This is a genomic window from Haematobacter massiliensis, assembly GCF_000740795.1.
GTDB classification, from domain to species: domain Bacteria; phylum Pseudomonadota; class Alphaproteobacteria; order Rhodobacterales; family Rhodobacteraceae; genus Haematobacter; species Haematobacter massiliensis.
On sequence record NZ_JGYG01000002.1, the window covers coordinates 487,556 to 502,346 of the forward strand.

General features: G+C 67.0%; 12 protein-coding genes. 5 read left to right on the forward strand and 7 right to left on the reverse strand.

Annotated features, from left to right (window positions below; translation table 11 throughout):
* Positions 1-58 precede the first annotated feature (58 nt).
* Positions 59-2,617 (reverse strand): aminopeptidase N, encoded by a 2,559-nt coding sequence (pepN, locus tag CN97_RS05440; protein ID WP_035708135.1) that lies wholly within the window; start codon positions 2,615-2,617, stop codon positions 59-61.
* Between the two features lie 120 nt (positions 2,618-2,737).
* On the opposite strand from pepN, the gene CN97_RS21085 reads away from it, so the two are divergent.
* Entirely contained in the window at positions 2,738-3,067 is a 330-nt protein-coding gene (locus CN97_RS21085) for a hypothetical protein (protein ID WP_035708138.1), read from the forward strand.
* A gap of 119 nt (positions 3,068-3,186) precedes the next feature.
* A complete protein-coding gene (locus CN97_RS05450; protein ID WP_035708141.1) occupies positions 3,187-3,966 on the forward strand; it encodes a gamma-glutamyl-gamma-aminobutyrate hydrolase family protein in 780 nt (259 codons plus the stop codon).
* 12 nt (positions 3,967-3,978) lie between these two features.
* Here the strand turns inward: CN97_RS05450 and CN97_RS05455 are convergent, their stop codons facing one another.
* The 4 genes from CN97_RS05455 to dapA all read right to left on the reverse strand — a co-directional run bounded on the left by CN97_RS05455 (position 3,979) and on the right by dapA (position 7,718).
* On the reverse strand, positions 3,979-5,178 hold the full coding sequence (locus tag CN97_RS05455; protein ID WP_035708464.1) for an amino acid aminotransferase: 1,200 nt from the start codon (positions 5,176-5,178) through the stop codon (positions 3,979-3,981).
* Between the two features lie 5 nt (positions 5,179-5,183).
* Positions 5,184-6,032: a 3-mercaptopyruvate sulfurtransferase gene (gene sseA / locus CN97_RS05460; RefSeq protein WP_035708145.1), complete on the reverse strand. Its 849-nt coding sequence runs from the start codon at positions 6,030-6,032 to the stop codon at positions 5,184-5,186.
* 234 nt (positions 6,033-6,266) lie between these two features.
* Positions 6,267-6,740: an SsrA-binding protein SmpB gene (gene smpB / locus CN97_RS05465; RefSeq protein WP_035708467.1), complete on the reverse strand. Its 474-nt coding sequence runs from the start codon at positions 6,738-6,740 to the stop codon at positions 6,267-6,269.
* Positions 6,741-6,845: 105 nt separating this feature from the next.
* Positions 6,846-7,718, reverse strand: coding sequence for a 4-hydroxy-tetrahydrodipicolinate synthase (gene dapA, locus CN97_RS05470; protein WP_035708148.1), 873 nt, complete (start codon positions 7,716-7,718; stop codon positions 6,846-6,848).
* A gap of 146 nt (positions 7,719-7,864) precedes the next feature.
* Between dapA and CN97_RS05475 the strand changes: the two genes are divergently transcribed.
* Positions 7,865-9,820 carry a lytic transglycosylase domain-containing protein gene (locus CN97_RS05475; RefSeq protein WP_035708151.1) on the forward strand — a complete coding sequence of 652 codons (1,956 nt, stop codon included), beginning with the start codon at positions 7,865-7,867 and terminating at the stop codon, positions 9,818-9,820.
* Positions 9,821-10,135: 315 nt separating this feature from the next.
* Here CN97_RS05475 and CN97_RS05480 read toward each other — a convergent pair whose 3' ends face one another.
* Both CN97_RS05480 and mnmD read right to left on the reverse strand, forming a co-directional pair.
* Complete coding sequence (locus CN97_RS05480) at positions 10,136-11,050, reverse strand: DMT family transporter (protein WP_051910978.1); 915 nt, start codon at positions 11,048-11,050, stop codon at positions 10,136-10,138.
* A gap of 18 nt (positions 11,051-11,068) precedes the next feature.
* Positions 11,069-11,755, reverse strand: coding sequence for a tRNA (5-methylaminomethyl-2-thiouridine)(34)-methyltransferase MnmD (gene mnmD, locus CN97_RS05485; protein ID WP_035708152.1), 687 nt, complete (start codon positions 11,753-11,755; stop codon positions 11,069-11,071).
* A 68-nt stretch (positions 11,756-11,823) separates the two neighbouring features.
* On the opposite strand from mnmD, the gene CN97_RS05490 reads away from it, so the two are divergent.
* Both CN97_RS05490 and CN97_RS05495 read left to right on the forward strand, forming a co-directional pair.
* Positions 11,824-12,861, forward strand: a complete 1,038-nt coding sequence (locus CN97_RS05490) for an NAD(P)/FAD-dependent oxidoreductase (RefSeq protein ID WP_035708155.1) — start codon at positions 11,824-11,826, stop codon at positions 12,859-12,861.
* Between the two features lie 246 nt (positions 12,862-13,107).
* Positions 13,108-14,775, forward strand: a complete 1,668-nt coding sequence (locus tag CN97_RS05495) for a thiamine pyrophosphate-binding protein (RefSeq protein ID WP_035708158.1) — start codon at positions 13,108-13,110, stop codon at positions 14,773-14,775.
* Positions 14,776-14,791 lie beyond the last annotated feature (16 nt).

Here is a 14,791-nt window from a genome sequence, read left to right on the forward strand (position 1 = left end):
TCGGGGCGCCGATCTTCCGCTTTGTGAGATATGCCCGGCACGTGCGGCCGGGCCGATCTCATTCGGCCATCCGGTCCAGCATCTCCCGCATGTCCCGCGAAAGATCCTGCGCCATCATCCGTTTCATCTCGCCAAGGGCAAGGCCCTGCCGATCCGCATCATAGCGGCGCCAGGTCTCGAATGCCGTGGACATGCGCGCGGCCAGTTGCGGGTTGAGCGGATCCACCTTCAGCAGCCAGTCCGCCACAAAGCGGTAGCCCGCGCCATCCGCCCGGTGGAAGGCGGCATGATTCCCCGAAAGCGCGCCTACCACTGCCCGGAAGCGATTGGGCACCTTCCAATCGAAATCATCGCGAGAGGCGAGATCCCGCGCCAGTTCCACGGCCCGCTCGGGAGCGGCATGGGCAATTTGGAGGCTGAACCACTTGTCCATGACCAGCCTGTCCCGAGCCCATTGCCGCTGGAACCGGCCCACTTCCTCCTGTCCGCGGCCTATATCCAGCAGGGCGGCGAGGGCGCCGAGCTGCTCCGTCATGTTGTCGGCCGCCGCGAACTGCCGCGCGGCGCGATGTCCATCGTCAAGCCGCGTGAGGAAACCGAGCGCCGTCAGCCGGAGCGCCCGGCAGCCCGCGGTCCGGGCATCGGGCGTATAGGGGCCGGGCACATCCATCGCCTCGTAAAGCCGTGACAGGCTGGGGGAGAGAGCTTCGGCCACCACGAGTGTCAATTTCTGCGTGGCAGCATGGATGCGAGCCGGATCAGGGGTCACACCCGCATCATGGAGCGTCTGTGCCATGTCGTCCTGCGAAGGCAGGCGAAGGGCCAGCGCGCGGAACGCCGGATCAAGGGCCTCATCCCGCGCCACACGATCCAGCGCCGTGAGGTAGTCGGGCCCGGGCGTCGCGCTCTCCGTCACCATACGGGCCAGAACATCCTTGGCCAGCGCGCGGCCTGCCTCCCAGCGGTTGAACGGATCGGTATCATGCGCCAGCAGGAAGGCACGCTCCTCGCTTGACGTTTCCCGCTCCAGAATCACCGGGGCTGAGAAACCGCGGAGAAGGGATGGGATGGGGCGCGTGGGCATGTTCTCGAAGGTGAAGCTCTGCTCCGCCTCCGTCATCTCCAGCACCGTGGTGGGCAGCACCTCATCCCCGTTCGGGTTCAGGAGGCCAAGAGCCACCGGAATGACGCGCGGCGGTTTGCCGGGCTGACCGGGAGTCGGCGGTGTCTGCTGGGCGAAGGTCAGGGTGTAGCGCTCGCCCTCATGGCTTTCGCTCACCGTCAGCCGGGGGGTGCCCGCATCAGAATACCAGCGCTTGAACTGCGTCAGATCCCGCCCCGTCGCTTCGGCAAAGACCGAAAGCCAGTCCTCAATCGTCGCGGCATGCCCGTCCAGCCGGTCGAAATAGAGGTCGAGGGCCTTGCGATAGCCCTCCTCTCCGACCAGCCGCCGCAGCATCCCGATCAGTTCCGCGCCTTTTTCATAGACGGTGGCGGTGTAGAAATTGTTGATCTCCACGTAGCTTTCGGGACGGACCGGGTGCGCCAGCGGGCCGTTGTCCTCCCGGAACTGACGGGCGCGCAGGGTCATCACCTCCTCGATCCGCTTCACCGGTTCGGATCGTTCGTCCCGGCAGAACTGCTGATCGCGAAAGACCGTCAGACCCTCTTTCAGGCAGAGCTGGAACCAGTCGCGGCATGTGATGCGGTTGCCGGTCCAGTTGTGGAAATACTCATGCGCGATGATGCGCTCTATGTTTTCGTAATCCGTGTCCGTCGCGGTTTCCGGGCTGGCCAGCACATAGCGGCTGTTGAAGATGTTCAGCCCCTTGTTCTCCATCGCGCCCATGTTGAAGTCATCGACCGCGACGATGTTGAAAACGTCCAGATCGTATTCCCGGCCATAGACCCGCTCATCCCAGGCCATTGAGCGTTTGAGCGCATCCATCGCATAGGCGCAGCGATCCTCATCCCCCGGCCGGACCCATATTGCCAGGTCGATCCTCCGTCCCGAACGCGTCGTGAAACTGCCGCGGTGTGCGACCAGCTGCCCCGCGACGAGGGCAAAGAGGTAGGAGGGCTTGGCCCAGGGATCGTCCCATTCCGCCCAGCCCGGCCCGGACGCGACGGGATTTCCGTTCGACAGCATCACCGGCATGTCCGATTCGATCCGCACACGGAAGGTCGCCATCACATCGGGACGGTCGGGATAGAAGGTGATCTTGCGGAAGCCCTCTGCCTCGCATTGCGTGCAATACATGCCGTTTGACATGTAAAGCCCTTCGAGGGCGGTGTTGACTGCCGGCGCGATTTCCACTTCCGATTCCCACAGAAACGGCGCCGGTGGGATCTGTGCCGGCGGAATCGTCAACCCGCTGTCATCGGGCGTGACCTCAAGCAACACCCCGTCGATCCGCGCAGCGATCAGAGACAGGTTCTCGCCATCCAGACGGAGGTCGTGGTGACCGTCCCGGGCCGGGTTCGGCCTGAATGCGATTCGCGAGACGACGCGGGTGGCATGCGGTGAAAGGCGGAACGTGATCTCTACATGGGTTACAAGCCACGCGGGGGGCAGGTAATCGCTCAGCAAGATCGGCGTCGGCGCGATGTCTTTCATCTGTCTCTCCGCATGCGCGGGGGAACCTCCCCCAGAGCAGGAACGTTAGGACAGTCAAGGAGAGGCGTGCAACCCGTCAGCCGGACCTCATGTTCAGCGACGCCACGGCAGGAGAAACCCATGTCCGCACCGAACACGAATATCGAGAAGCAGACCCGCCGCCATCGTGGCCCGCTGATCGGAATGATGCTGGTCGTTATATTCGCGGTGGGTATCATCTTCTTCTGGCTTGCACGCGATACCGCCAACGCTCCCGGCCCCGATGGTGCAGATGTCCAGATCGACGGTCGGACGGGAGCGCCGGTGCAGGATCAGACAGCCCCCGCGACTCAGGGTACGGTAACGCCCGGCGCGCCGACGTCCGGCCAGACCGGAACGCCCGGACAGTCCGGACCAGCCGGCACCGTTACGCAGCCTGCCACGCCCACACAGCCGCAGCCCCAGAATTAAGCGCGTAACAACTGCCTTTCATTTCAGCAGTTGAGCGGTATGTGGTGTCTGAGCAGACGATGACCGCTTCTTTTTTGCGACCGGAGTTCATACATTGGTCGCAAAAGCGGGGAAAAGTCATGTCACGCCCGGTTGTGGGAATCATCGGCAATTATCTGGATATCGAGGGCCGTTACCGCGGCCACGCGGGCGGCGTCATCAACAGTGAGGCCGTCGCGCTGGTCTCGCAGGGTGTTCCGCTCGTGATACCGGCCGATCCGCGACTCGTGTCCGTCGAGGATTTGATGGAGGCATGTGATGGCTTCCTTCTGACCGGCGGGCGCCCCAACGTGCACCCTTCCGAATATGGCGAGGAAGCGACGGAAGCCCATGGCAGCTTCGAGCGGGAGCGGGACGCGATCACGCTGCCGCTTGTGCGGGCCTGCGTGGAGCGTGGCCAGCCCTTCCTTGGTATCTGCCGGGGTTTTCAGGAAGTGAACGTTGCCATGGGCGGTTCGCTGTTTCCGGAGATCAGAGACCTTCCGGGCCGTATGAACCACCGTATGCCCCCCGATGGCACGCTGGAGGAGAAGTTCGCCCTCCGGCATATCGTGAAGTTCACAAAAGGTGGCGTGTTCAACCGGCTGATGGGCACGGATGAGGTGATGACCAATACCCTGCATGGCCAGGGTATCAATCGCGCCGGCGCGCGTATCGTCATCGATGGTTACGCCCCGGACGGCACGCCGGAAGCGATTTATGTCAAGGACGCGCCCGGGTTCACCCTGTCGGTTCAATGGCACCCCGAATGGAATGCCGCGAACGACCCTGTCTCCCGCCCGCTGTTCGAGGCCTTCGGTCAGGCGCTGGAGGATTTTGCCAGCGCCCGCCGCGGACGGAAGCTGCTCAGGACAGCCTGAGCAGCAGACCGATCAGGCCACCGTTGCCTCGCGCAGCACTTCCGCAACCGCGGATGCCAGCCGGGGCACGCTTTCGGCATTCAGCCCGGCCACGTTGAAGCGGCTGTCGTCCACCATGTAGATGGCGAATTCCGCCCTCAGCCGCAGCACTTCCGCCTGCGTCAGCCCGAGGCGGGAGAACATGCCACGGTGACGGGCGACGAAATCGAACCGGTCGGAGTTGGTCGCTGTCCGCAACGCGGCTGCAAGCTGCTCCCGCAGGGCAAGCATCCCGTCCCGCACGTCGCGAAGCTCCGCTTCCCAGTCGGCGCGGAGGTCTTTGTCCTCAAGGATCATCGTCACGATCCGTGCGCCATGATCCGGGGCAAAGGAGTAGTTCACCCGGTTCAGCGCCGCGAGATTGTCCTGCGCCAGATCGCGCGCCGCGCTGTCCGCCGCCACAGCGAACACGATGCCCGCCCGATCGCGATAAAGGCCGAAGTTCTTGGAGCAGCTCGCCGCTATGAGAACTTCCGGCAGGCGGGACACCAGAAGCCGCGTCGCCGCCGCGTCCTCCTCGATCCCGTCGCCGAAGCCCTGATAGGCGATATCGACCAGCGCGACGGCCTTCCGCTCGAGGAGCAGATCGGCAATGCGGTCCCACAGCGCGGCAGTCGGATTGGCGCCCGTCGGGTTGTGACAGCAACCGTGCAGCAGGACGATATCGCCCTCCGCCACACCCGCGAGATCGGCCAGCAGTCCCGCCTCGTCCACCTCGCCGGTTTCGGTGTCGAAGTAGCGATATCCCCGATGGGCGATACCCAGATGGCGCGCGATCGACGGATGGTTGGGCCAGGTCGGCTCGGGTATCCACAGCGTCGCGCCCGGTGTCGCCGCGCGGGCGAGCTCCAGCGCCTGGTGCAGCGCGCCCGTGCCGCCGGGGGTTGCCGCCGCCGCAATCCGGTCGAGCGGGCGATCCCTGCCCAGCACGAGTTTGGCCATTGCCAGCAGATAGGCCGGATCGCCGGCCAGAGCGGTATAGGCCTTGGTCGGCTGTGTCTCCGCCAGCCGCTTCTCCGCCGCGCGGACGGCGCGCATGACGGGCGTATGGCCCGTCGCGTCCTTGTAGACACCGACGCCAAGGTCCACCTTCTCCGCCCGGGGATCGGCGCGGAAAAGCTGCGTGATGTGCAGGATCTTGTCGGCAGGCTGCGGTTTCAGATTCGAAAGCACGGGATTCATCCTTTCTCGACGGGGAGGTCTTCTCTCCCGCCCCATTCGGTCCATGAGCCATCGTAGAGGGCGTGGCCCTGATTGCCGATGCGTTCGAGCGCGAGGCTCAGCACCGCCGCCGTCACCCCGGAGCCGCAGCTGGTGATGACGGGCGCGTCGAGGTCTATGCCGGCAGTGGTGAAGGCCATGCGCAGAGCCTCATTGTCCTTCAGGGTGCCGTCTGCGTTCAGCACCGTCTTGAAGGGCACATTCCGCGCGCCGGGAATGTGGCCGGAGCGCAGACCCGCGCGCGGCTCGGGAACCTCGCCGCGGAAGCGCTCGCCTGCCCGGGCATCGGCGATGTTCGGTGCGCCGCTCCCGATGCTTGCCAGAACCTCGGCCGCGCTGCGGACGAGGTCCGGTCGAATATGCGGCTGAAAGTTCCCGCCCCCCACTGCTGCAGGGCCGCTTTCAACGGGCCGCCCCTCCGCCCGCCACTTCGGCAGGCCACCGTCCATCACCGCGATCCGGTCGAACCCCATATGGCGGAACAGCCACCAGACCCGTGCCGCCGAAAACAGGCCCGCACCGTCATAGACCACGACCTGATCGCCATCACGGATGCCCAGGTCGGCCAGTGCCGCGGCGAAGTCCTCCGTAGGTGGCACCATATGGGGCAGGGGGCTGGCCGGATCGCTCACCGCGTCGATATCAAAGAAACGGGCACCGGGAAGGTGGGCGGCCTCGAACTCGGCCCCGGGGTCGCGCTTGTCGGCAGGCATATACCACGAGGCGTCGAGCAGCTTCAGCGCCGGATCATCCAGCCGGGCCGCGACCCAATCGGTTGAAACAAGGGTTTTCGGATCGTCCGGCATCGCGCTCTCCCTCTGTGCAGCGCGTTATGACGCCGCGGCGCCGGACAGGCAAGAGCGTCAAGACGCCTCCTGCAAGGCCATCGCAGGCCGGATTGGGTCCGCAGCGCATCCCCGGATGTCGCTTTCATGGCAGCTTTGAGCGCTGTTCGTTTGCGGATCAGACCGAAGCGCGTTGGAGGCAGCCAGCGGGGATCGGCCGAAAACGGTAACCACACCTGCGAGTGCGCGCCGTACTCAACCCCGATCCCGGAGCAGGCGCTGCTTCTGCCGGTTCCAGTCGCGCTTGGCCTCGGTCTCGCGCTTGTCGGCGACTTTCTTGCCCTTGGCGATGCCGATCTTCAGCTTCACGATGCCACGGTCATTGAAATACATCGACAGGGGAACCACGGTCATGCCCTCTCGCGCGGTAGCGTTCCAGAGCCGCGACAGCTCCCGCCGGGAGACGAGCAGCTTGCGCCGCCGCCGCTCCTCATGGCCGAAGATACCCGCTTCCTTGTACGCTGCGATGTAGGAGTTGATGAGCCACAGCTCCCCCTGCTCCACATTCGCATAGCTTTCCGCGATATTGGACTGGCCGCGGCGGAGGGATTTCACCTCCGACCCGGTCAGGATGATACCTGCTTCGAGGTCGCTCTCGATGAAATAGTCGAACCGCGCGCGGCGGTTCTCGGCAATGAGCTTGGAGTTGGGATCGGATTTCTGGGCCATGATCGCCGTCAGATAGGGGAGAGGAACCGCCCTGTCCACTCACTTGGCGCACATCGGGGGCGCCGTCCCCCGATGGCCTGATGAAAATGCGCCTCGCGCGGGGCGTCAGAACAGCTCCGCATGCTCCATCGCGGCGCGGATCGCGGCCTTGGTCTTGTCACTGAGCGGAGTGAGCGGCAGCCGCACCTCCTCCGCGCAGCGCCCGAGCAGCGACAGGCCGTATTTCGCCCCAGCCACACCGGGTTCAAGGAAGATCGCGGTGTGCAGCGGCATCAGCCTGTCCTGATAGTCCAGCGCCTTGGCGTAATCGCCTGCGAGGGTCGCCGCCTGAAACTCGGCGCACAGCCGGGGCGCGACATTGGCCGTAACGGAGATGCAGCCGACGCCGCCATGAGCGTTGAAGCCGAGCGCCGTCGCATCCTCGCCCGAAAGCTGGATGAAGTCCGGCCCGCAGAACTGCCGCTGGAGCGAGACCCGTTCGATCTTGCCGGTGGCATCCTTCACGCCCACGATCCGCGGCAGCTTTGCAAGCTCTCCCATCGTTTCCGGCATCATGTCCACCACGGAGCGTCCGGGGATGTTGTAGATGATGATCGGCAGGGAGGAGGCGTCGTGCATCGCGGTGAAATGCGCGACCATCCCGGCTTGCGTGGGCTTGTTGTAATAGGGCGTCACAACGAGCGCCGCAGAGGCGCCTGCGGCTTCGGCATGGCGGATCAGGTCAATGCCCTCCGCCGTCGCGTTGGAGCCTGCGCCCGCGATCACCGGCACGCGGCCCCGCGCGATGCGCACGACCTCCTCGATGACGCGGCCATGCTCTTCATGCGTGAGCGTCGGGCTTTCACCGGTGGTGCCTACGGGAACGAGGCCGCTCGACCCCTCCGCGATATGCCATTCGACCAGGCTCTCGAGCGTGGCGAGATCGAGCTTTCCGTCCTTGAACGGCGTGACCAGAGCTGGAAGAGACCCCTTGAACATCGTGCACCTCCTTGGGCTTCCAGCCCGGTTCCTTCGGGCGCCTTTTAATCATCGCGGAAGCGGTTGCCAACTGGCCCTATTGTGAGTTGGAGGACGCCTCGCGCATCGTTACACTCCCGGTAAAATTAAGAAGCAGGTTCCGTCACATGTCCCGTCTCGTCCCCGCCTTTGCAGCGGCCTTTCTGCTGGCATCGTTCGCCGCGCCCTTTGCCCAGGCCGCGGCGGAGCAGCGCCCGGCGAACCGTCTTGCCGCCGCGCTGGAGGCCGCCGGCCGGCAGGACTGGGACTCGGCGCAGGCCTCTGCCCGGACGGGGGGGCCGGTCGCGGCCGATATCATCGAATGGCTGCGGCTCCGGCAGGGGGAGGGGAGCTTCGGTGCCTATACCGCCTTCGTGGCACGGCACGGCGACTGGCCGGGGATCGACCTGGTGCGGCGACGGGGGGAAGCGGCGATACCGCCGGGTGCCGACCCGGACCGTGTGATCGGCTTCTTCGGGGCGCAGCGCCCGCTGACCGGGCAGGGAGCGCTGGCGCTCGGCGCGGCCCTGAAGGCCAAGGGACAGCCGGACAAGGCGGCAGCGGTCGTCACCCGCGCCTGGCGGGAACTGCCGCTCACGGAGAGCGAACAGGCCGCGCTGATCTCCGCCTGGCCCGCGCTGCTGGCAAAGCATCATGTCGAGCGGCTGGACAACATGCTCTGGCGCGAACGGTTTACCGATGCGGAGCGGATGCTGCCGCTGGTCAACGGAAGCTGGCAGGCGCTGGCGCGCGCGCGGATCGCCCTGCGTCGCGATCTGCCGGGCGTGGACGGTTTCATCAACGCGGTGCCCGACAGGGCGCAGTCCGACCCCGGTCTTGCCTGGGAGCGGTTCGCCTGGCGGATGCGCAAGAGCCGCTATGAGGAAGCGGCGCTGTATCTCGACGGGCTGGACCGCAGCCCCGCCTCCCTCGGCAGGCCGGAGATCTGGGCGGAGCGGCGGGCGCTGCTGGCGCGGCGGGAGATGCGGCTCGGCGATACCAAGCTGGCCTACCGTCTGGCGTCGCAGCACGGGCTGAGCAAGGGCGCGGATTATGCCGATCTCGAATGGCTCGCGGGCTATATCGCGTTGCAGCGGCTGAACAATCCCAGACAGGCGATGGCGCATTTCCGCAATGTGCGGACTGCGGTGAACTCCCCCATCAGCCTCGGGCGTGCGGCCTATTGGGAGGGGCGTGCGGCGGAAGCCGCGGGCGACCGCAAGGCCGCCGGAGCGGCCTATGCCCTGGCCGCCGAGTTTCAGACCGGCTTCTATGGCCAGCTCGCGGCGGAGCGGATCGGCCAACCCATGAAGACCGATCTGGCAGGAACGGCCAAGGTGCCCGACTGGCGCAGCGCGCCCTTCACCCGCGATTCGCGCTTTCAGGCGGCGGGGCTTCTGCAGGCGGCAGGAGCCCGGGATCAGGCGAAGCGGTTCTACATCGCGCTTGCCGGTTCGCTCGATGCGACCGGACTGGCGCAGTTGGGGGAGGCGGCGCTGGCGAAGGGGGAGCCGAATATCGCGCTTCTGGTCGCGAAGGAGGCGGCCTCCCGCTCCATCGTCCTGCCGCGCGCCTATTTCCCGACGATGGAGCTCGCCCGGCTCGACCTGCCGGTGGAGCGGGCGCTGGCGCTGTCCATCGCGCGGCGGGAGAGCGAGTTTGACGCGGGCGTCGTCTCGTCGGCGGGCGCGCGGGGGCTGATGCAGGTCATGCCCGGCACCGCCGAGCAGATGTCGCGCAAGCTGGGCGTGGCATTCGCGCCACAGAAGCTGACCAGCGACTGGACCTACAACGCCCGGATGGGCGCCGCCTATCTCGCGCATCTGAAGGAGGAATTCGGCGGCTCCGTGGCGCTTCTGGCGGCAGGCTACAACGCCGGGCCGGGGCGGGTCAGGGAGTGGATCGCGACCTATGGCGATCCTCGCTCCCGCGAGGTGGACGTGGTGGACTGGATCGAGAGCATCCCCCTTACCGAAACCAGGAACTACGTGATGCGCGTGGCGGAGGCGCTTCCCATCTACCGCGCGCGGCTTGCCGGCAAGACGGTGGAACTGCGCCCCACGGCGGATCTGAAGTCGCGCTAGAGCAGCGTTTCAACGCGCAGAACGATGTGCCCGGCTTGCAGCTTGCACGGCCTGCCATCCGCCCTCAGGACGGCCGGCATGACCACAGCCGAGGCTTTCGGTCCCGACGCTCACCCGCACCCGCCCGGACAGCGATCTGCCCCGCCGTGTCCGGGCGTCCGGCGGCGGCTTCATTCAAAGCCAGAGCCGGGGCAGGCGGCGTGGCATTGCCGGTATCCCTGCGGCGATGTCTGTGGGTTGAGCCCGGCGACAACTCGCGATGCCCCGCGAGCCGGCGCAGGCCTGCACGCGATCCAGCACCCCGGGCCGGCCCGCTCAGGGTGAGGTGATTGCGGCCTCCGCCCGTGCGGCGGCGGCGGCCCGCGCTGCCACCTGCCGTTCCCGCCAGAGGGTGAACAGGCCAGCGCCGACCACGATTGCCGCACCGATCACCACGTTCAGTGCCAGCGTCTCGCCGAAGATCGTCAGGCCGATCACCGCGACGAAGGGAAGCTGGAAATAGGCGAAGGGCTGCACCGCGCTCGCCTCCGCCACTTCGTAGCAGCGGATCAGCATGTAGTGGGAGAGTACGCCCACACAGCACAGGAGCAGCATCCAGCCCCAGTCCGTCGCGATCATCGGTTCCCAGTTCGGCAGGCCCACCGCCGTCATCACCACGGCGCCCACCGTCCCCGTCCAGAAGAAGCTGACGCCCGCGCTGTCCTTCTGGCTGACGTAACGGGTCAGCAGCCCATAGATCGCAAAGGAGGTCGCGGAGATGAACGGGACAAGCGCCACGGCTGAAAAGACGTGATGTCCGGGCCGCAAAATCACCAGCACCCCAAGGAAGCCCACACCGATTGCGGCCCAGCGGCGCCAGCCGACCTTCTCCCCCAGGATCGGGCCGGAAAGCGCCGCGACGATGAGGGGGTAGGCGGTGAAGATCGCATGTGTCTCCACCAGCCCCAGCAGGGTGAAGGCCAGCACCATCACGCAGATCTCGAAGGCGAGGAGCACACCGCGCAGGATCTGAAGCTTCGGATAGGCGGGCCGGAGCGCCCGGCGCAGGCCGCCCGGCATCCGCGATGCGAGCGCCACGCAGAAGGCGGCGAAGAACCAGTATCGGATCATCGTCACCATCAGCACGTTGTATTCGCCCGCGAGATGGCGGGAGATCCCGTCCTGCACCGCAAAGACGAAGGTCGTGCAGATCATCAGCACGATGCCGAGACGGGTGTTCTGTTGTGCCATGGCCTGTCAGCGTCCGCTTCAGGGTGTGAGCAGACGACCGGCGGTCATGTGCCGTTTGCGTCCGTATCCCTCTCTGCGCTCTACCGCAAATCCCGCCGCCTGCAAGGCCCGCCGCACATGTCCGGCGGCGGTATAGGTGGCAAAGGTGCCGCCTGGACACGTGTGGTCGGCGACCGCGGCCATCAGCGTCTCATGCCACAGCTCAGGGTTCTTGGCGGGGGAGAAGCCGTCGAGAAACCACGCATCCGCCCGCCCCGCCCAGAGGGGCAGGGTTTCGCGGGCATCGCCCTCCACGACCTCCACCTCCGCCGGGCCGAGCGTGAAGCGCCGCCTCCCCTCCGACCATGCGGACAGCAGCGGCTCTTCCATGCCCGCGGTTTCCGGGAAAGCGGAGAGCGCGCGGGCCATGTCATCCGCGCTCATGGGGAAGGCCTCGAAACTGGTGAAGCGAAAGCGGCCGGGAACGCCCGCCTCCTGCCATGCCAGAACGGTCGCGATCAGGTTCAGCCCGGTGCCGAAGCCCAGCTCCGCGATGTGGAAGCCGTCGTGAAACCGTGCGGGCAGTTCGTTGCCGCCAAGGAAAACGTGCCGCGTCTCCGCCAACCCGTCACCCAGCGAGAAATAGGGATCGTCAAATCGGCGGGCGACCGGCACACCGCCGTCGCGCCAGTCGATCTGGGCCGTATCGGAAGGAGTGTCTGGCATGGCATGGTCCTCAGGTCTGTTCCGCGGCTAGAACAGAGGAACAGGATACACAAGCGGGAGAGCAGGGCATGACGGATGTGACGGTCTACGGCGCGGGCGTGTTCGGTCTTTCCATCGCCTGGGCCTGTCAGCAGCGCGGGGCCAAGGTACGGGTGATCGACCCCGCAGGTGTGGGGGCCGGTGCATCGGGCGGTGTAGTGGGCGCGCTTGCCCCGCATGTGCCGGAGACGTGGAACGACAAGAAGCAGTTTCAGCTCGAAAGCCTGCTGATGGCGGAGACGTGGTGGTCGGGCGTGGCGAGGGCCTCCGGTCGCGATCCCGGTTACGGACGCACGGGGCGTGTTCAGCCGCTCATGACCGCGGAGGCTGCTGCGTTGGCCCGCACGCGCGAAGCAACAGCTGACGCGCTCTGGGCAGGGGCGGCGACGTGGCGCGTGCGCCCTGTGTCGGAAGGGGAGGGCGACTGGCTCCCCCCCGGTGTGACAGAGGTGGTGGAGGATACGCTCACCGCCCGCATCCTGCCCGCCGCGGCCTGTGAGGCGCTGGCCCATGCGATCATCGCCGGCGGGGGCGAGGTGCGACGGGAGGGTGCGCCCTATGGCCACGTGGTGTGGGCCACAGGCTGGACCGGTCTGGCGGCACTGTCCCTGGCGCTGGACCGAAAGGTAGGCGGCGGAGTGAAGGGGCAGGCGCTGACCCTCGCGCTTCCGGCAGCGGAGCGCCCGCAGGTATTCACCGAAGGCGTTCATATCGTGCCCCACGCCGATGGCACGGTGGCCGTCGGCTCTACCTCCGAGCGGGAGTTCGATCAGCCCGACCGGGTGGACGGCGCGTTGGCGGAGCTGCATGCGCGGGCCGTCGGGCTTTGCCCCGCTCTGGAGGGGGCACCGGTGGTGCGGCGCTGGGCGGGCGTAAGGCCGCGTGCCCGGAGCCGATCCCCCATGCTCGGACCCTGGCCGGGGCGGGCGGATCATTTCATCGCCAACGGCGGCTTCAAGATCGGCTTCGGTATCGCGCCGAAGGTGGCCGAGGTCATGGCGGACCTCGTGCTGGAGGGGCGGGGGGAGGGCATCCCCGAGGGCTTCCGGGTCGAGGCCAACCTGTAAGGCGCCTGGCGCCCTGAGTAGCCGTGGCGCATGGTCGATGTCGCCGCCCTTGCCGCCGCTGCGCGCGCGCCTTGAGGGATCCCGGGGCGGATGGGTGCGGCCCCGGGATCCGCGCCAGCTTCCCCATGCGGATCAGGGCAAGCCCGGCATCGCCGGCTCTCCCCTTCCGTCGCCGGGAGACATTTCCAACACTTGCCCCCTCGCCTCCGCTGTCGCACTGTGCGGCCCGAATGGAAGGGAGCACCCATGCGGCACGGCGGACAGATCCTTGTGGACCAACTGAAGGCGCGGGGGGTGACGCGCGTCTTCTCCGTTCCGGGGGAGAGCTTTCTGGCTGTCCTCGACGGGCTTTACGACAGCGGGATCGAGAATGTCGTTTGCCGACACGAAGGTGGCGCGGCCATGATGGCGGAGGCCCATGCCAAGCTTACCGGCGAGCCGGGCGTCTGTTTCGTGACGCGCGGACCGGGGGCGACCAATGCTTCCGCCGGCGTGCATGTGGCCCGGCAGGATTCGACCCCCCTCATCCTTTTCGTCGGTCAGATCGCCCGCAGCGACCGGGACCGGGAGGCGTTTCAGGAGATCGACTATCGCGCGGTCTTCGGCCCTCTGGCGAAATGGGCCTCCGAGATCGACCAGACGGCGCGGATCCCGGAATATGTCTCGCGCGCCTTCCGGCTCGCCGTTTCCGGCAGGCCCGGCCCGGTGGTGCTGGCATTGCCGGAGGATGTGTTGGCCGACCATGCCGACGTGCCCGATCTGCCTCCTGCCGAACCGCGCGCATCCACTGTCGCCGAGGCGGATGTGGTCGCCGTGATGGCGGCGCTGGAGGGGGCGGAGCGCCCGCTGCTCGTCGTCGGCGGGTCGCAATGGTCGGAGCAGGCGGCGGCGGATCTCGCCCGGTTCGCGGAGGCGCAGGACCTGCCCGTCACCACCTCCTTCCGGCGGCAGGACAGGCTCGACAACCGCCATTCGCATTACGCGGGCTATCTCGGCGTCGGCATGAACCCGAAGCTCGGCGCGCGTCTGGGCGAGGCGGACCTGCTGATCGTCCTCGGCTCCCGGCTGGGCGATACGGCCACCAATGGTTACACGCTGCTCGATCCGGCAGCGCCGGGAACCCGCATCGTCCATATCCACCCTGATCCTGACGAGCTCGGTCATGTCTGGCGGCCGGATGTCGCGGTCGTTGCGCCTGCGCCTGCGATGATCGCCGCTCTCGCCCGCCAGAATGCAGCGCCGAACCCTCAGCGGCAGGGCTGGATGAAGGCGCTCCGCGCGGATTTCGAGGCCTGGACCCAGCCGAAGGAGACCCCCGGCGCCGTGAAGATGGAGCAGGTGATCGGCTGGCTGGCGGAAACGCTCCCGGACGATGCGATCCTGACCAACGGTGCCGGCAACTTCGCAGCCTTCCTGCACCGCTATTACCGCTATCGCGGCTTCCCTACCGAGCTGGCGCCGACCTCGGGCAGCATGGGCTATGGCTTCCCGGCGGCGATTTCCGCCTCGCTCGAACATCCGGGCCGGACGGTGGTCTGCGTGGCGGGAGACGGCGACATTCAGATGACGCTGAACGAGTTCTCCACCGCCATGCAGCACGGCGCGACCCCGATCACCATCGTCGCCAACAACGGCCAGTATGGCACGATCCGCATGCATCAGGAACGGACCTATCCGGGGCGGGTCAGCGGAACGCGGCTCGCTTCCCCGGACTTCGCGGCGCTGGCGCGGGCCTATGGCGGGCATGGCGAGCGTGTGGAGCGGACGGAGGATTTCGCCGCCGCCTTTGACCGCGCCGTGGCCTCCGGGAAGCCTGCGATGATCGAACTCGTGCTGGACCCGGAGGCGCTCTCCGCCGGTGCGACGCTGTCTCAGACGCGGGCGCAGGGCGAGGCGGCGGCGCAGAAGGACTGATCCTCCCGCCCGGGGC